The organism is Microterricola viridarii, from assembly GCF_900104895.1.
In the GTDB taxonomy this organism is placed as follows: domain Bacteria; phylum Actinomycetota; class Actinomycetes; order Actinomycetales; family Microbacteriaceae; genus Microterricola; species Microterricola viridarii.
Map to the genome: position 1 here is coordinate 1,290,596 of NZ_LT629742.1, position 17,379 is coordinate 1,307,974.

A 17,379-nucleotide genomic window follows, 5' to 3' on the forward strand; every position below is an offset into this window, starting at 1 on the left:
TCTGCCGGGCCCCTGCCGTTGCCGCGTCAGGGGGAGGCGCGTGCGATCATCTCGGTGAGGTAGTCGCGGAACTCGTTCTTGAGGTCAGCCATGGTGTGGAACTGGTTCGTCTCGTCGAGCACGAACTCGTAGGGTGTGTCGATCTTGCGCAGCGTCCAGCCCCGCGCCCGGGCGTAGCCGCAGAGCCACTGGTCCTCCAAGAACGCGAACCGGCGCGGGAGCCCAGTGAAGAAGTCGTCCTCGCGCACGATCTCGATATCGCACACGGAGCCGCCCGTTCCTACGTAGTCTGCCGCGGCCCCGGGAGGGGTCTCCGTGCGATTCCAGTGGGAGTCGACGTAGTTCCAGGCCCAGACCCCGCCGAACTCACGGGGTGCGGCCGCGTCGAGGAGGTCGTCCGCGAAGCGGGGCGTGATGTCCTGGTCATCATCAAGCATCGCGAAGTGCCCGCGGTAGCCGGCTGCGCGGATCTTGCGGGCGAGGAAGAACCGGCCGATCCCGCCGACGTTCACCGCGCTGGAGTGATACTCGACGCTGCGCAGAGCGCCCTGCGGGGTGAACGCCGCGATGCGCGAACGGTAGAAGTCGTCGTTGTCTGGAAGGTTGTTCCAGATGAGCAGGCGGATGCCACGCTCCACGCTCTGCGCATCGAGCTGACGCAGGATGTCCTCGATGCGCTGTGGGCGCTTCCACATGCACACGATGACCGGCAGGGCCGTGTCGAGCGGGCGGGAGAGCAGCGGCTCGACGCGGAACGCCCCGGCGCGGCCGCGGCGCACGGCCGAGTTCCAGCGGACGGTCTCGCGCGCAACACCGATGCGGCCGGAGGCGGCCCGAAGCGCCGTGCCCGCCCGTCGTTTGGCCGCACCGGCGTATCGCCGGGAGCGCCGCACAACACCCGCGGGGATATCGCGGAGCGGCCTGGTCACCGAGTGACCCACCATTTGCGAGCGGAGAGTCCGATCCGCAGCACGAGGCGGACAGGCGCGAGGTACCACGCCGAATACTTGTCTGCGAGGTAGACGTAGGCGCTGTCGTGGTGCGCGGCCTCCATGCGCTTGGCCGACTGGGCGGTGGAGTGCGCGCCGGTGTGGGTGACCGTCGCGGTGGGGACGTAGACGTTGCGCCAGCCGTTCTTGCCGAGCCGGGCGCCGAGGTCCACATCCTCGAAGTACATGAAGAAGCGCTCGTCGAAGCCGCCGATGGCGTCGTAGGCCGTGCGTCGGGTGAGGACGCAGGCGCCGGAGAGCCAGCCGGCGTCGCGCTGCTCGATTCCGTAGGCGTGCTCGGCGCGGTATCGCGTCGACCACGGGTTGGAGCGCCAGACCCGTCCGAGCAGGGCATGGCCGATTCCGGTGCGCAGCGACGGCAGGTTGCGAGCGGACGGGTACACGCTCCCGTCGGCATCCAAGATGCGGGGCCCGACTGACCCGATGCGCGGGTCGGCGTCGGCGGCAGCCACGAGTGCATCGATGGCGCCGGGGGTGAACGAGACGTCCGGGTTGACGATGAGCACATAGTCCGCAGTGGATCCGCTCTGCTGGACGCCGGCGGTGACGCCGCCGCCGTAACCCAGATTGCGCTCCAGCTCCAGCAGGGTGGCCCCGAACTCTGCGGCAAGCGCCCGCTCGACGCGGAGATCGGCCGACGCATTGTCGACGACGATCACGTCGAGCGGATGCGCGCTGGCCGTCGCCAGCGTGGCCAGGAACGGTCGCAGCGTCTCGCCGGTGTTGTAGGTCACCGTGACGACCAGCACCCGTGCTGACGGTGTGTTAGCGCCCACGAACTATCATCGCTCCTGGCTGAGATCGGTGAAGACGGGCTCCGCATAGGTCGATCCGACGGCGAGGATGTTGCCGGCGGCGTCGAAGTCACAGGCCTGGGGCAGATCGGCGAAATGCCGGCCGGAGCGCTCCATCAACGAGACGTTGACGAAGTACTTGCCGGTGCCGAAGCGGTTGTCCTTCAGCACGAAACGCACCTGGCGACGACCGCTGAGGGTGCCGAGCTCCAGTCCGAGCCGCTTCGTCGTGGTGCCGTACACGACCTGGCCGAGGGTGTTGTCGATCTGGATTGCGACCATCCAGTCGTCCGTCGACCCGAAGTGCTCGACGTCCATGGTGATCTCGAGGTCGTCGCCCAGCTCGAGGGGAGCCTCGGCGTCGCGGCCCGCGGCGACGGCAGTCGCCCCGTGCACGATCGCCTCGCGCGCCTTCTCGCTGGAGCCCGGCGCGATCTGCGACACACGACGGTCCTCGAGGATGTCGCGGAACTTGGCGACGGCCTCGCGCGGGTCGCCGTCATAGGCGATCTCGCCGGCGTTCAGGAGGATGGCACGGTCGCAGAGCTCTTCCACCTGGCTCAGCGAGTGCGTGACGAGCACGATCGTGCGCCCCTCCTCCTGGAAGGAGCGGATCTTGTCGAGGCACTTGCGCTGGAAGGCCTCATCGCCGACGGCGAGCACCTCGTCGACGAGGAGCAGGTCGGGGTCGGTGTGCACGGCGACAGCGAAGGCGAGACGCACGTACATGCCGGAGGAGTAGAACTTGACCTGGGTGTCGATGAAGTCGCCGATGCCGGAGAAATCGAGGATGCTGGCGAATCGCTCCTCGGTCACCGCGCGGCTGAGCCCCATGATGGAGGCGTTCAGGTACACGTTCTCGCGCCCGGTGAGGTCGGGGTGGAATCCGGCACCGAGCTCGAGCAGCGCGGCGATGCGGCCGCGCCGCTCCACGCTTCCGCCGGAGGGGTCGATGATGCCGCCGATGACCTTGAGCAGGGTGGACTTGCCCGAACCGTTATGCCCGATCAGGGCGACGGTGTGGCCGGCCTGGATGGAGGTGGTCACCCCGCGGAGCGCCCAGAAGTCCTCGCGGTGGCGGCGGCCGTTGCGGCCGAGCGTGACGAGGCGTTCCTTGAGGGAGTTGTCCTTGCGCAGCACGAAACGCTTCGAGACGTCGTTGATGCGCACAACGTCGGGGGCTCTGCCGGATTCGGGGCGAGCGGTGTCTTGGAGCTGCGTCATTCTCTCTTCGATCCTTAGAGTGCCTGGGCGAAGTTGCCCTGCAGCTTGCTGAAAACGCGCTGCGCGATGGCCAGGAGAACCAGGCCGACGACGAACGCGATGCCGAGGCGGGGCAGCAGGTCGACGGGGTACTCGGCCACGCCGCTGCCGGCCGTCCAGAAGGCCTTCTGGAATCCGAGCACAGCCAGGGTGATCGGGTTGTTGGTGTAGATGTCGAGGAGAAGGCCATCACCGACGGCGTTCTTCACCATGGACCAGGAGTACACGATCGGGGATGCCCACAGCAGAAGCAGCAGCATGACCTCGACGAGGTACTGGATGTCGCGCAGGTAGACGTTGACGGCCGCGAAGAACAGCCCGAGTGCCATGCCGAACACCAGAAGCACCATCAGGGCCGGGATGGCGTAGAAGACATCGGCGTGGATGGGGAACGCGCCTGCGATCAGCGTCGCGACCAGGAGGATCCCGAGCTGAATCAAGAAGTTGAACAGCGCAGAGCCCACGCTGGCCAACGGGAAGACCTCGCGCGGCAGATAGATCTTCTTGATCAGACCGGCATTGCCGACGATCGATGACGTCCCGCCGCCGATGGTCTCGCTGAGCAGCCCGTAAGCGGTCAACCCGGTGAAGACATAGATCGCGAAATCGGGGATGCCGCCTGCCCGCGCCGCGGACAGGAACTGGCCGATGACGATGTAGTAGATCAGCAGCTGGGTCAACGGCCGGACCAAGGTCCAGACGAAGCCGAGTGCGCTGTCCTTGTAACGCGACTTGAGGTCGCGCCGTACAAGCAGCGAGAGCATCTCTCGTTGCTGGAAAATCTCGCGAATCGAGTGCAGGGCACTGCGGCTCTGCGCTGATCCAACCGTCACCAGCTTCTGCTGTGCGAGGCTGTCGAAGCGGTCTTGCGCGCTCATCTGGTGTGTTCTCGATCCATTCGGGGAAAGCTCCCGCAATTATAGTGAGCCAAATTGCGAGCCCTGCCCAGCCAGATGCGTTACCGTGCGCGGGATGCCGCGTGGCCGCTCGGCTGGAACAGTTCCGGCCAGCGAGCGGCGAGCAGGCGCCTGTTGTTGGCGTCCGCGGCGAAGCGGCCGGGGCTGAAGAGCTGGAAATGGCGCACTCGTGAGTTCGGCACCACGCGGAAGTCGGCGTGGCCGGCCGTGGCGAGGCGGAGCGAGAAGTCGGCGTCGTCGTAGCCATTGCTGAAGATCGGGTCGAAGCCGTGCACGGCGGCGAAATCGGCGGAGCGCAGCAGCATCGCAACGCCGGAGACGCCATCGATCTCGGTGACCTCGCTCGGGACCGTGAGGAGATCGTGGGGGATCGGTTCGCCCCGTTCGAAGCGGAGCCCGGCGCTCTGCACCGAGCCGTCGTCGTTGAGCACCAGCGGCTGCACCGCGGTGACGGGGCGGCCGTCGGCACCCGCCTCGTTCAGCGCGCTGAGCAGGGGGGCGAGCCAATCCTCGCCGACCTCGGTATCGCAGTTGAGGAAGAGCGTGTACTCGCCGGTTCCCAGGGCGAAGCCGAGGTTCGACCCCAGCGCAAAGTTGGTGTTGCGCTCCAGCGGGAGCAAGCGCACCTGATTGGCTCCGAGCAGTCCGGCCGCCAAGATCTCGGACGGTGAACGCGGGGACCCGTTGTCGACGACGACGATCTCGATGTCGATGTTGCCGGAGTGCGCCAGAACGCTGCGCACAGCGGGCAGAGTGTGGCGCCAGTCCGCATAGCTCGGGATGACGATTGACACGCGGCCGGGCACCCGCGCCGGCACCGCTGCTTCGATCTTGGCCCAGTCCAGCAGATACTTGCTCAGCACGACCTGCTCCCAGCCGGGCGCCTCCACGGTGCTGATGCGACCGGTCCCCGTGCTCTCGCTGTAGATCACGCCGATAAACGGAAGCAGTTCGACGGGTCCCAGCGCGAACAGGCGGATTGCGAGGTCGTAGTCGACCCAGCGGCGCAGGGACTCGTCGAACCCGCCGATCTCGGCGATCGCCTCGCTGCGCACGACCAGGGTGTTCAGGTCCACGAAATTGCCGCCGTAGAGGAGGTCGTCGCGGGAACCGTGGATCGCGAGAAAGCGGTTCTCGCCGGACTCCTTCTTCATCTCGACGGCGGCATAGACCGCCACGGCGTTGCCCGTCTCCAGGGCGGCGACGCTGTGCTCGAGGAGCTCGGGGACCCAGACGTTGTCGGAGTCGAGGAAGGCGATGTAGCGCCCTTCGGCTGCAGCGATCCCGCTGTTGCGGGCCGCGCAGACCCCGGCCGCCGGCCCGCGCACGAGGTGTACTCGTGGATCGCGCTCGGAGTAGCGCTGCACGACGTCCGGTGTGCTGTCAGTGGACCCGTCGTCGACGACGATGAGCTCCCAGTCGGGGTAGCTCTGGGCGAGCACGGACTCGATCGCCGCGGAGATGACGGTGGCGCGGTCGCGCACGGGCATGACGACGGACACCAGCGCAGAGCCGGCCGCGCGGGGCGGCAACTCCGGGAGCGGCCCACTGTGCCATTCGGTGCTGAACCGCTCGCGGTTGAGCTCGGTGCGACGCCAATAGCGGGCGCTCGTCTTCAGCGCCTCCGCCCTGGCCTCGCCCCACGTCGGCGTTCCGGCGCAGAAGTCGTGCACGGGCAGCACCGTGTCCGGGGTCGCGTGCGCGACGAACTGCTCCAGGGCGTCGCGCAGGCTGATCAGCCGCGCCCCACCGCGCCGAAGCGGCTTCTGCACGTAGACCCTGGCGTCGAAGAGGGGCGAGGTGGTGTTGAGCGGCTCGTTGTGGAAGAACATGTGGCAGAAGCGCGGGGCTTCGTGCAGAAGGCCGGTGTGGAATCCGTACCATTCCTCGTTGTAGAGCGGAGTGGGGGAGTACCCGGCCGCCGCACCGTGGCGGAGGAAGTGCTCGGCGGCATCCTTCTTCGTCTGGAACGCCTCGTTGGACTGCGCCTCGTAGTACTCCAGGTCGAACAGGGGAGAGCGGGCGAGCGCCGCAGTCCGCTCTCGGTGATCCCAACGGGTCATTCTCGGTTCCAGCGAGGGGACGCCGCCGAGTGCGCTTCGAACACGCCGCTTTGCGGCGCGAAGCAGTCTCCCCATTGAGGCTCCTCTCCTGGACATGTCCCCACGACCGTACGGTACCTTGCTGCGAGGCGCAAAGGCGCGCCATCCACTGTGCCTTGTTCGGGTGTGGCACTTCTGGGGGTGATCGTGCCCGTGAGACACTGGCACGGACATGGATATCGACACCGCCTCGCACCAGAGCCCACCGACACCCCCGCTCCGGTCCGGCGCCGCCGCCCGTTTCACCCGCTGGCTGCCGCCGGTGTTGATCATCCTGGCCAGTCTCCTCGTCGGCATCGTGCACGTTCCGCAGCACAACGCGATCTCGCCGATCGACGAGTACGTCTACATCGACTACTACGCCAAGGTGCTGGACCAGGGCGTCGTGCGGCAGGGCGAAGAGGTCGGCCATTATGCCAGGCAGGAGCTCGGATGCCGCGGCCTGCGGATCCTCGCGCCGGCCCCAGACGACCGCTGCTCGCCCGCGATCGCCGACGACGACGCGCGGTTCCCGATGGGCGGCATCACCTCCGCCGACATCTACACGCCGCTCTACTTCGGCGTCACCCGAGTCGTGGCTCAGCCGCTGCTCTGGCTGGGCGTCACCGACTCGCTGACCCAGGCCGGCCGCTTCGCGGGCGTCTTCTGGCTGGCCGCAGCCGGGCTCCTCCTCTTCTCCGCATTGCGCCGGCTCAAGATCGGCCCCTGGGCCGGCACCGGGATCACCCTGCTCCTGGTCGGCTCGATGCCGGCCTACTGGTTCAACACCTACATCAGCACCGACGCACCGACCATGTTCGCCGGGGCGCTCCTGGCGTTGCTGACCGTCCGATACCTGCAGGGTGCCGGATCCGGCTGGTGGCTGGTGTTGGCGGCGCCGGTCATCACGCTGCTGAAATTCCAGAACGTGGCCGTGATCGGCGCGGTCGCCCTCACGCTCTTGTTCGCGGCCTTCTCGGCATCCGCCGGCCCGTTCTGGACGCGTCTGCGCGGGACCATCCTGCACCGCCACACCCGCTTCGCGGCGCTCGCGGTGGTGGCCGCCGTGCTCGCCCAGGGCGCGTGGACCGTGGTGCGCGCGCTGATCTCGCTCGGCCCATCGCCCGACCAGGGCACGGCGAACGACTACAGCCTGCACGCGCTGCTCAACCTCATGTTCAAGTACCTGCCGGGCTCCGGCACAGGTGTCGATGCCACCTCGACGGGGGCGATGATCGTCACCAACCTGGCCGTGTGGATCGCCGTGGCGGGTGTGCTCGGCCTCGTGGTGACGGCCAAGCCCGGCACCCTCAAGGCGTCATTCGCCTACGGGACCCTGCTCATGGCGCTTCTGATCGGCCCGCTGCTCGCGACCGCCGTGCGCATCTCCACCGGGTACTACTTCTCGCTGCCCGAGCGCTACGGGCTCTCACTGTTCCCGCTGTTCCTGATCGCCGCCGCGGTGTTCGTGCAGCAGACCGAGCGGCGCGCTCCGGTCGCCGTGCTGGGGGCGCTCGGCGTCGTGAGCTACGCGGCGATGCTCACCGTTCCGAGCTAGCCGCGCGGGTCAGCCGCGGCCGAGGCGGCTGAGGCGGTTGGACGCCCAACGGATCGGTCGGGTGACCCGCCACGACGAGCTCGCCTCGAGACCGGCGATTCGTGTGGCGAGATCCTTCCGCTCCCGCTGCCGCGGGGAGACCACGCCGGCGACGATGTCCGGGGCGCGTCGCGGGTTCAGGCAGAAGGCGATCAGCGGCTCGAGGACCGTCGACCAGCGCAGGCGCTGCGCGTAGCGCTGCACGTTCTCGCGCACGACGGCCCTGCGCTCGTCGTCGTAGAGCAGCTCCTCCAGCGCGCCGCGCAGCGCCTCGATGTCCTCGGGCGGCACGACGCGGCCGAGGTCGTTGTCGCGGATGATGCTGGCAAAGGTGTCGCCGTCGGTGCTGACGATCGGCAGTGAGGCCCAGAGGTAGTCGAGGATCCTGGTGCGGAAGCTGAAGGCCGTCTCCAGGTGGTCGAAGTGGGTGCTGACGCCGAGGTCCGCATCGAGCAGGTAGTTCGCGCGCTCGTCGTAGGGCACCCAGCCGTCGTTGAAGAAGACGACCCGGTCGAGAAGCCCGAGCGACTCGGCCAGCTCCCTGGTCCGCAGCGAGACCTCCATCTCCGGCACGTTGGGGTTCGGGTGCTTCACACCGAGGAAGAACAGGCGAAGGTCTGGGTGCGTCTTGGAGAGCGCGTGCACCGCGTGGATCAGGGTGATCGGGTCAAACCAGTTGTAGATCCCGCCGCCCCAGATGATGACGGTGTCGCTCTCGGAGATGCCGGGGACGGTGCCCTTGATGCCGTGCCGCACCTGGACCGGGGCGGTGTCCTCGATGCCGAACGGCGCGACTCCGAGGAGCGAGCGCAGGCTGGCGTCCTGATCGTAGGTGTACGGGTTGATGCGGCAGAGGGCCGCCAGCTGGCCGAGCCAGAAGTCGCGCTGCTTCTCCGAGGCGCAGAGCATGTAGTCCGAGCGCTCGATCTGCGCGTTGAGCACCTCGGCGGTCTGCAGCGAGACGTGCAGCCTGTCGGCCTCCGGAAGCGCTTTGACCTGCTCCAAGACCTCCAGGTGCATGGGGTCGTAGATGTCCGCGACGAGGATGTACCGCTCATCGCTGAGCCACGGGAAGCTGGCCAGAACATGGCCCTGGAACACGATGACGTCGCTCCAGTCCGCGTGGGCGCGGAGCTCGTCGGACGACGCGAAGAAGACCGGGAAGTCTGGGTGCTGGAGCTCGGACTGCAGCGTCGAGACGAGGCGCACATCGGCGACGGCCGAGAGAGCTTTGGCCATCTCGAAGGCTCGGATGGCGGGCCCCGCCATCTGGACACCGAGGGAGTCGGGCGTGATGACCAGGACCTTGTTCAGTGCCGCCGTCTTCTGGGGCGTGTCGGTCTCGAGCGGCATGGGGAATCCTCCGGTGGGGCGGCCGCGTCACGTGACCGGACCGGCTGATGGTCGGTCGTTGACGCAAGAAGGGACAGTACCATGTGAGCCTTCGGGGAGGCTGTTGAGCGCTCTCGCAGCGCGCGCTTGTTAGTATCGAGCTTGCCGTTTCCTATCGAAAGGCCTGCATGCCTCCGCGTCAACCGGGACTCGTGTCCGTCGTTCTCGTCAATTTCCGTGGCACCGACGACACACTCGAAGCCATCAAACACCTCGGGTTGCTGGATTGGCCAGCCGATCGCCTCGAGATCGTCGTCGTCGAAAACGCCTCCGGCGACGACAGCGCCGCCCGGATCCGCGCCGGGGCGCCGCACGTGAAGCTCGTCGAGTCCAAGTCCAACCTCGGATTCGCGGGTGGCTGCAACCTCGGCGTGAAGGCGTCGACGGGCGAGTACATCGCCCTGCTGAACAACGATGCCAAGCCGGACGCCGGCTGGGTGCGCGCCGCGGTCGACCGATTCGCCGAGAGCCCCTCGGTCGGCGCCGTCGCGAGCCGCGTGCTGGACTGGGACGGCAAGCTCGTCGACTACATCGGTTCGGCGATGACGTGGTTCGGCCAGGGCTACAAGCCCCTCACGGCCCAGCCCGTGCCGAACCAGCCCGACCGTGTGCACGACGTGCTCTTCGGCACCGGCTCCGCCATGTTCGTGCGCCGCGACGTCTACGACGCGCTCGGCGGATTCGACGAGCGCTACTTCATGTTCTTCGAGGACGTCGACCTCGGCTGGCGGCTGAACCTCGCCGGCTACCGCTTCGTCTACGAGCCGGCCTCGCTGGCCTACCACAAGCACCACGCCTCGATGTCGGCATTCGGCTCCTTCAAGGAGAGCTACCTGCTCGAGCGAAACGCGCTGTTCACGCAGTACAAGAACCTCGGCGATGAGGCGCTGGCCGAGGCCCTGCCGGCCACGCTGGCGCTCGGCATCCGCCGGGCCGTCGCCCGCGGCGAGCTGGACTCCACCGCCTTCGACCTGCGCAAGGGCGCCGACGACGGCCCCACGATGGAGGTCTCCAAGCAGACCATCGCCGGGGTGTTCGCCATCGACCAGTTCGTCGAGCAGCTGCCGTCGCTGCAGAAGTCCCGTGCCGAGATCCAGGCCTCGCGCGTGGTCAGCGACAACCGGCTGTGGACGCTGTTCGGCGACACCGACGCGCCCTCCTTCCAGAACGACCACTACCTCGAGGGCTACGACAACCTGGTCAACGCCTTCGCCGTGACCCAGCCGCCCCAGGTCAACCGGGTGCTCATCATCACCGGCGACCCGCTCGGCGCCAAGATGGCCGGCCCCGCGATCCGCGCCTGGAACATGGCCGAGGCGCTCGCCAAGGACAACCTGGTCACCCTCGTCACCCTCGCCGGGGCCGAGGACCTGTCCGCGCCGTTCGCGATTGCACACGTGCGCCCCGGCGACGACCGGGCGATGAAGAAGCTCGAGCGCGAGTCCGACGTCATCGTCTTCCAGGGCCTGGCCATGGCGCTGTTCGAGTCGCTCCGCAAGAGCGACAAGATCATCGTCGCCGACATCTACGACCCGATGCACCTCGAGCAGCTCGAGCAGGGTCGTGAGCAGGGTGCCGTGCAGTGGGAGAAGCAGGTCGGCGACGCCACGGAGGTGCTCAACGAGCAGCTGCTGCGCGGCGACTTCTTCCTCTGTGCCTCCGAGCGCCAGCGGCACTTCTACCTCGGCCAGCTGGCGGCCCTCGGCCGGATCAACCCGGCCAACTACGCCGACGACCCCGACCTGACCAAGCTGATCAGCGTCGTGCCGTTCGGCCTGAACCCCGAGTTCCCTGCGCAGACCAAGCCCGTGCTGAAGGGCGTGCTGCCCGGCATCGGCGCCGACGACAAGCTGCTGCTCTGGAGCGGCGGCCTGTACAACTGGTTCGACCCGAAGACGCTGATCCGCGCCGTCGCCCGCCTGAGCGAGACCCACGACAACGTGCGCCTGTTCTTCCAGGGCACCAAGCACCCGCACCCCGGTGTGCCAGAGATGGGCATCGTCGCGGAGTCGCGCGCGCTGGCCAAGGAGCTCGGCGTGCTGGACTCTGCCGTGTTCTTCAACGACTCCTGGGTGGACTACGCCGAACGGCACAACTACTTGGGCGAGGCGGATGCCGGCGTCAGCACGCACTACGACCACGTCGAGACCACGTTCTCGTTCCGCACCCGCATCCTCGACTACCTCTGGGCTTCACTGCCGATGGTGGTGACGGAGGGCGACCACTTCGCCGAGCTGATCGCCGCGGAGAAGCTCGGAGTCGTCGTGCCGCCGACCGACGAGATCGCCCTGGCCGACGCGCTGGAGAAGGTGCTCTTCGACGAGAAGTTCGCCGCCAGCACGCGCCGCAACATCAGCAGGGTGCGCAAGCAGTACGAGTGGCAGAGCGTGCTCGCGCCGCTGGTCGACTTCGTGGCCGCGCCGAGCCATGCCGCCGACCTCGTTGCCAGCGGGGCCGTGCGCGCGTCATCCGGCGCCGCGGAGCGCCGTGTCGCCCCGCGCACGCGCAAGCACGGCCTCCGGCACGATGTCAGCCTGTTCGTGCACTACATGCGCACCGGCGGGCCGCAGGTCGTGGCGAAGAAGGTCAAGAGCCGCCTCGGTCGACGCTTCAAGTGATGCAGGCCGCTCGCGTCTCCGTCGCCCTGTGCACGTACAACGGGGCGGCGTTCATCGACGAGCAGCTGGCGAGCATCGCCGCCCAGGGCGATCTCGTCGCCGAGATCGTCGTGGCGGATGACGGCTCCAGCGACGACACGCTGAGGCGGGTGCGTGCCTTCGGGCAGGCGCTGTTGGAGAGCGGTTCGCCGATCGAGCTGCGCCTGCTGGACGGGCCAGGCGGCCACGGCGTCACCAAGAACTTCGAGCGCGCCGTGTCGGCCTGCCGGCACGAGCTGATCGCGCTGAGCGACCAGGACGATCGCTGGCTGCCCGGCCGGCTGGCGCTGCAGCTGCAGGAGTTCGACGCCCGCCCGGAGCTGCTGCTGCTCTCGGCCGACGCCCGCCTCGTCGACGCCACCGGGCGCCCGCTCGGCGCGACGCTGCTGCAGACCCTCGAGGTGACGGCCGACACGCGCAGCGCTCTGGCCGAGGACCCGTTCGGGACGCTGCTGCGGCGCAACCTCGTCACCGGCGCCACGGTCGTGTTCCGCCGGGATCTGCTGCCGCTGGCGCTGCCGTTCCCACGCGAATGGGTGCACGACGAGTGGCTCGCGATGATGGCCGCCGTGCGCGGGGAGATCGCCCTGCTCGAACAGCCCGTCGTCGACTACCGCCAGCACGGCAACAACCAGATCGGGGTCAAGCCGCCGACGCTCGCCAACAAGCTGCGGCGCGTGCTGCAGCCGCGGGGCGAGCGCAACCGGCAGCTGGCTGAGCGGGCGGCGATCCTCGCCGACAGGCTCGCGGATGCCGGCTTGGACGGGCCCCGGCAGGCCGCCGTGCAACGGGCGGCCGCTCAGAAGGCGGCCTTCGAGCGCGCGCGGGCCGACCTGCCGCCCGCCCGCTGGCGCCGGCTCCCCGGCGTGCTCGGGCTGCTGCGCACCGGCGACTACCGGCGCTACGCCAGCCAGGGCACGACGGACGTGCTCAGAGACCTGTTCCAGCCGGCGTGAGCTCGGCCGCGGCGTCTGGGCCGCTCGGCGGCCTCATCACGTGCGGGGCGGAGCTCGGTGTGTCCGTCGGCGTGCCCGGCGCGGCAGGCGGGGCGGCGGCATCCAGGCGGCGCCCCGCGCTCCAGCCGAGCCACGCCGTCGCGCAGACCAGGACGGCGAAGACCGCGAGCCAGGGCAGCGTGCCGCCGGGCGGGGCCCAGTCCGGGGCGGTGAGCAGCTGCTTCCAGGCGCCGCCCGCACCCACCGCATAGCGGCGCATGGCATCCGCGAAGCTGGCGAACTGGGCGATCGCCCAGAGCAGCCAGACGATGAGGCCGAGCCGGAGCAGCACGCTGCGTGCGGCGGCGCCCTCCGCCCGGATGCCCGCGCTGATCACCGCGACGACGCCCAGCACCGCCATCGCGAAGAGCGGCAGGTTGTAGCGGCCCTGCCAGATGATGCCGCCACCGGTGATGTACGCGCCCTGGATGACCGGCGGCAGCAGGAAGAAGCAGGCGGCAAGTGCGGCGGCGAAAACGGCGCGGCGGCCGCGGAGCACGGCGAAGCCGGCCAGCAGGATGGCGCCGCAGAGCACGGACCAGATGAAATAGACGCCGAGCGGGGCGGGGGTGTCCAGCCAGCCGAAGTTGCCGATCATGCCCTGGGCGTAGCCGAAGGTGTCGCGCAGGGTCATCAGGAACCCCGCGATCGGGTGCGTGCCGACCCCGGGGAACGTCTGGAAGTTGTCCTCCAGCTCGACGGCGGCCGTCAGGGAGTTGCTGCGCAGCAGCCAGACCAGGGCGAACCCGACCCCGACGGCGGTGCCGCCGATGGCCCACTGCACGGGGCGCTGGCGGAGCAGCTCGCGGATCTCGGCCCACGAGGCCAGGACGAGCGGCAGCGCGATGGCGAGGAAGACCCAGAGCATGGAGAGTCCCCGGGTGTTGGCCGCGACCACGCTGCCGGCCAGCACGATCATGCTGCGTTGGGCGAGGAGCGACCGGGACGGGTGCAGGACGACGCCGAGCATGCCGGCGAAGGCGGCCAGCGTTGCGCTGGTCTCGACGGCATTCGGGTTCACCGACCCGCCGAGGAACAGCAGCATCGGCGCCGTGGCGACGGCGAGGGCGGCCAGTGGCAGCGCCGGCCGGCGCCAGCCGGAGACCGTGACCACGGTCAGGGCAAGGAAGAGCGAGAACAGCACGGCGCTCATCGCCCGCATCGCGTACAGGCCGAACTCGGTGCCGAAGATCAGGGACGGCCAGCCGACCAGGAGGTAGTACACCGGGTTGTAGAGCCCGGCCGTCGTCGTCGAGTCCACGATCGCGCCACCGTCGCCGGCCAGCGCATCGACGCAGTCGGCCGTCACCCCCGGCTTGAACGCGAAGCAGGTCTCGGCGTGCGTCACGGCCACATAGTTGGGCACCTGCACGATGTGGCCGAGCGAGGACGGCTCGCCAACGAACTGGCCGCGCACCACGGACGCCGCCTTCACCATGTGTGCCGGCTCGTCCGGCGATGCGGCGACCGGGGTGGCGATCGCCCAGGCGATGCTGAGCAGGCTGGCCAACAGCCAGCTCACCCAGAAGAGGGTGCGTGCGCGAGGGAAGGACATGGCGGAGCCTCAACATGGTCGTCGGAAGTGGTGGCGGCAACCGCCCTGCCACCACTGTACAGAGCAATGCAGCCTTCCCTCGGACGCCGGCAGGTAGGATCGGGCGGTGACAACCACGACTGACCCGGTAACCGCTGCGCCAACCCCGGGGACGCGCGTTCGACGTGCGGCACTCACAGCGGCGACGCTGTCGATCGTGCTCGGCCTCGTGCTCTGCGTCTTCGGCGCCAGCCCGGCACCGCTCGTCATCGCGGTCATGGTGCTCGGCACCTGCGTGCTGGCCCGCCGCCACTCCTGGACGCTGAGCGCAGCGGCGACGATCGTGCTGCTGCTCGCGGGCCACACCGTGCTCAGCCGCTCGCTGCCCCTCGTCGGCTGGGACTACGGCGCAGCGGGCGTGGTCTCGTTGACACTCCTCGGCACGGTTCTGCTCATCGTGCTCGCGCGGACCCCCACGGCGCTGCTCGCCCGCGCCACCCGCGCGCACTGGCTGACGGCGGCGGCGGCATTGGCGCTGCCCACGCTCAGCGGCCTGCTGCTCTTCGGCGCCCAGGTCTTCGGTCAGCCCGGGTATGCCTGGGCGATGCGCAACGACATGATCTGGAACACGGTCGCCGCACGATTCGTGCTCGCCGACGGCGGCCTCTCGACGTCCGGCCACCCGAACCCGTCCCCGCTGATGAATGCGCTGGTGGCCAGCTGGCTCGCACCGGGCCGGGATACGGCCGCAGAACTGCTGCGCCATGACGTCGCCCGGCAGACGGAACTGTGGATGCTGTTGACGCTGCTCGCCGCCGCGCTCGCCGGACTCGTCGTTGCCAGGGCCGTCCCCGCGTCGCGGCCGGCGCTGCGCTTCGGGGCGGGGCTGCTCGGCTCGGCGATCCCGCTCAGCTGGTATGCCACCGGTGCGATGCTGGAGTTCGGCTTCCTGAACGCGATGCTTGCCGTCACGCTGCTGCTCGTCGTGTGGTTGCTCTGGCAGGAGGTGCCGTCCCAGCCCGTGCTCGCGAGCGCGCTGCTGCTCATCACCACCACCCTCCTGCTGGCGGCGTGGGCGCCGCTGGCGGTACTGCCGCTGGGGCTCGCCGCGGCGGCCGTGTTGCCGCGTTGGCGCTTCTTCCTCGCACTGCGCGGCCGTGTGGCGGTCGCCTGGTGGGCCGGGGCCCTCCAGCTTCCCGCCTACCTGCTCGTGGTCACCCTGCCCGACCTCGCCCGCGACGGCGGGGCGCTCGCGGCCGACGGCGCCGTGCCCGGCATCACCGCGACGTCGGTGCTCACGGCGGCCGCGCTGCTCCTCACCCTGTCGGCGCTGGCGGCCGTCGGCCTCGGCCGCCGCCACGATCTGGCCGGTGTCGTCGTCGTCCTGATGATGGGCGGCATCGGGGTCGGCTACCTGATGGCCCAACGATTCGGCATCGTCGCGCCCTGGGGCTACTACCCGGTCAAGCTGTCCTGGCTGCTCTGCATCCTCCTCACCGTCCTGCTGGCTGCGAGCATTCTGGGCTGGCTCGGCCATGCAGAGGCCAGAGGCCCGCTCGGACTGGTCATCGTCCTCGCCGCCCTCGTGGTTGTGGGGCTTGGCCTGCGCGCGGTGCCGCTTCCGGCCGGGCTCGGCAGCGCGCTGCCGCTCGTCAAGGTCGCCGCGGCAGAGGCCAGAGGGGGCGACACCGCGCGCGCCGACCGGCTCTTCCGCATCGCGGACGACGGCACCAAGACGATGGTGTCGCGGCTCGGGACCCCCGGCGACGACGCCTTCGTGAACGCCTGGCTGCTCCAGCTCCAGGCTGACGCCAGCCAGGACCCGATCCGTGCGTTCTCCTACTCGCTCGACCCGAGCGATGTGGGGATGCTGTGCGCGGCGGCGGAGGCGTGGTCGGGCCCCGTCACGATCGAGTCGGCGGACGCCGACCTGGACATCGAGCTCGCGCTGGCCTGCCCCGCGGCCGACATCAGCGTTCGACTCGGCGACGCGGCATCCGCCATCGGCTAGGAGTCGGCGCGCTCCGTGCCGACACCGGCGAGGGCCTCGAGCTTGCGCAGCCGCAGGTCGTGCAACGCGGCGTCCTCGGCCAGCGCCCTGGTCTTGGACTCCAGGGTGGTCAGTTCGGCGCTGTGCTGGATGCACACCAGCACCAGGATCGCGATGCTGATGAAGAAGACGAGGTTCGTCGGTGTGTCGATGCCGACGACCGAGGCCGCCCACTCGAGGATCACCGGGAACAAGCCGATCAGGAGCGCGAGGAACCCGGCGATCAGCCACCAGATGGCGTGCCGCTCGCGCAGCTGCCGACGCCGGAGCATCTCGATCACGACGAACAGGGTGAGCAATGCGGCCGCAACGCCGAAGACATAGCTGGTGACGCTCATACGGATGCAGCCTCTTGTCGCAAACTAGCGGGTGGACGGATCAGGGCGAAGCCCAGGGCCAGGAAGGCGCGGCCGAGGTATGCGGCCGCCTTGAACGGATTGTGGGACGGCTTGCCGCCCGCCCGGGGGCGCATGGAGACGGGGATCTGCGTGACGGTGCAGCCCGCCCTCGCCGCGATGACCAGAGCCTCGATCGTGTCGCCGAGGTATTCGGCGGGGTAGTGCTGGGCGAACAGGCTCACGGTGCGCGGCCCCATCGCCTTGAAGCCGGAGGTGGTGTCGGTGAGCGTGGTTCCCGCGGTGCGGCTGAGGGTGGCCGCGAGGAATCGCATGGCCCACTTGCGCGGGCCGCGCACCTCGTAGTCGCCCTCGCCGGCGAACCGGGCCCCGATCACGAGGTCGGCGCGGTCGAGGGCGTCCAGCAGCGCGGGAACGCTGCGCGGGTCGTGCTGGCCGTCGGAGTCGAGCTGCACCACGTTGTCAAAGCCCTGCTCGATGGCGTAGCGGAATCCGAGCCGCATCGCGCCGCCAACGCCCAGGTTGTAGGGGAGCTCGGCGACGGTGGCGCCGGCCGCGCGGGCGACGGCGGTCGTCGAGTCTCGGGACCCGTCGTTGACCACGAGGCAGTGCACGCCGGGGAGCGTCCGCAGGACCTCCCGGACGACGTCTCCGACGACCTCTTCCTCGTTGAACGCCGGCATGACGATGAGCGTGCGTTTCAGGCGTTCAGACATGGCTTCGATCCTATCAA

The 17,379-nt window shown here is 69.2% G+C and carries 13 protein-coding genes; 4 read left to right on the forward strand and 9 right to left on the reverse strand.

Annotated features, from left to right (window positions below; all coding sequences use genetic code 11):
- Positions 1-26 precede the first annotated feature (26 nt).
- The 5 genes from BLT62_RS05880 to BLT62_RS05900 form a co-directional block, all read right to left on the reverse strand.
- The gene (locus BLT62_RS05880) at positions 27-929 is read right to left on the reverse strand and encodes a hypothetical protein (protein ID WP_156786253.1); all 903 of its coding nucleotides are present in this window, start codon (positions 927-929) and stop codon (positions 27-29) included.
- Positions 926-1,786 (reverse strand): glycosyltransferase family 2 protein, encoded by an 861-nt coding sequence (locus BLT62_RS05885; protein WP_083363222.1) that lies wholly within the window; start codon positions 1,784-1,786, stop codon positions 926-928. Before BLT62_RS05885 ends, BLT62_RS05880 begins: the two co-directional genes overlap by 4 nt.
- 6 nt (positions 1,787-1,792) lie before the next feature.
- Positions 1,793-3,028, reverse strand: a complete 1,236-nt coding sequence (locus BLT62_RS05890; RefSeq protein ID WP_083363223.1) for an ABC transporter ATP-binding protein — start codon at positions 3,026-3,028, stop codon at positions 1,793-1,795.
- 14 nt (positions 3,029-3,042) lie between these two features.
- Positions 3,043-3,945: an ABC transporter permease gene (locus tag BLT62_RS05895; RefSeq protein WP_083363224.1), complete on the reverse strand. Its 903-nt coding sequence runs from the start codon at positions 3,943-3,945 to the stop codon at positions 3,043-3,045.
- Between the two features lie 80 nt (positions 3,946-4,025).
- Positions 4,026-6,047: a glycosyltransferase family 2 protein gene (locus tag BLT62_RS05900; RefSeq protein ID WP_172829647.1), complete on the reverse strand. Its 2,022-nt coding sequence runs from the start codon at positions 6,045-6,047 to the stop codon at positions 4,026-4,028.
- A gap of 211 nt (positions 6,048-6,258) precedes the next feature.
- Between BLT62_RS05900 and BLT62_RS05905 the strand changes: the two genes are divergently transcribed.
- A complete protein-coding gene (locus tag BLT62_RS05905; RefSeq protein ID WP_172829648.1) occupies positions 6,259-7,623 on the forward strand; it encodes a hypothetical protein in 1,365 nt (454 codons plus the stop codon).
- 9 nt (positions 7,624-7,632) lie between these two features.
- Here the strand turns inward: BLT62_RS05905 and BLT62_RS05910 are convergent, their stop codons facing one another.
- Positions 7,633-9,015 carry a glycosyltransferase family 4 protein gene (locus BLT62_RS05910; RefSeq protein WP_083363227.1) on the reverse strand — a complete coding sequence of 461 codons (1,383 nt, stop codon included), beginning with the start codon at positions 9,013-9,015 and terminating at the stop codon, positions 7,633-7,635.
- 191 nt (positions 9,016-9,206) lie between these two features.
- Between BLT62_RS05910 and BLT62_RS05915 the strand changes: the two genes are divergently transcribed.
- Positions 9,207-11,672 (forward strand): glycosyltransferase, encoded by a 2,466-nt coding sequence (locus BLT62_RS05915; RefSeq protein WP_231919364.1) that lies wholly within the window; start codon positions 9,207-9,209, stop codon positions 11,670-11,672.
- The gene (locus BLT62_RS05920) at positions 11,672-12,667 is read left to right on the forward strand and encodes a glycosyltransferase family 2 protein (RefSeq protein ID WP_083363229.1); all 996 of its coding nucleotides are present in this window, start codon (positions 11,672-11,674) and stop codon (positions 12,665-12,667) included. The genes BLT62_RS05915 and BLT62_RS05920 overlap by 1 nt, the downstream gene beginning before the upstream one ends.
- Here the strand turns inward: BLT62_RS05920 and BLT62_RS05925 are convergent.
- Complete coding sequence (locus tag BLT62_RS05925; protein WP_083363230.1) at positions 12,642-14,261, reverse strand: DUF2142 domain-containing protein; 1,620 nt, start codon at positions 14,259-14,261, stop codon at positions 12,642-12,644. The two genes, BLT62_RS05920 and BLT62_RS05925, sit on opposite strands and share 26 nt — an antisense overlap.
- A 106-nt stretch (positions 14,262-14,367) precedes the next feature.
- On the opposite strand from BLT62_RS05925, the gene BLT62_RS05930 reads away from it, so the two are divergent.
- Complete coding sequence (locus tag BLT62_RS05930; protein ID WP_156786255.1) at positions 14,368-16,251, forward strand: hypothetical protein; 1,884 nt, start codon at positions 14,368-14,370, stop codon at positions 16,249-16,251.
- Here BLT62_RS05930 and BLT62_RS05935 read toward each other — a convergent pair.
- Both BLT62_RS05935 and BLT62_RS05940 read right to left on the reverse strand, forming a co-directional pair.
- Positions 16,248-16,628 (reverse strand): DUF2304 domain-containing protein, encoded by a 381-nt coding sequence (locus BLT62_RS05935; protein ID WP_083363232.1) that lies wholly within the window; start codon positions 16,626-16,628, stop codon positions 16,248-16,250. The genes BLT62_RS05930 and BLT62_RS05935 overlap by 4 nt on opposite strands.
- Entirely contained in the window at positions 16,625-17,362 is a 738-nt protein-coding gene (locus BLT62_RS05940) for a glycosyltransferase family 2 protein (RefSeq protein ID WP_083363233.1), read from the reverse strand. The genes BLT62_RS05935 and BLT62_RS05940 overlap by 4 nt, the downstream gene beginning before the upstream one ends.
- Positions 17,363-17,379: the final 17 nt, after the last annotated feature.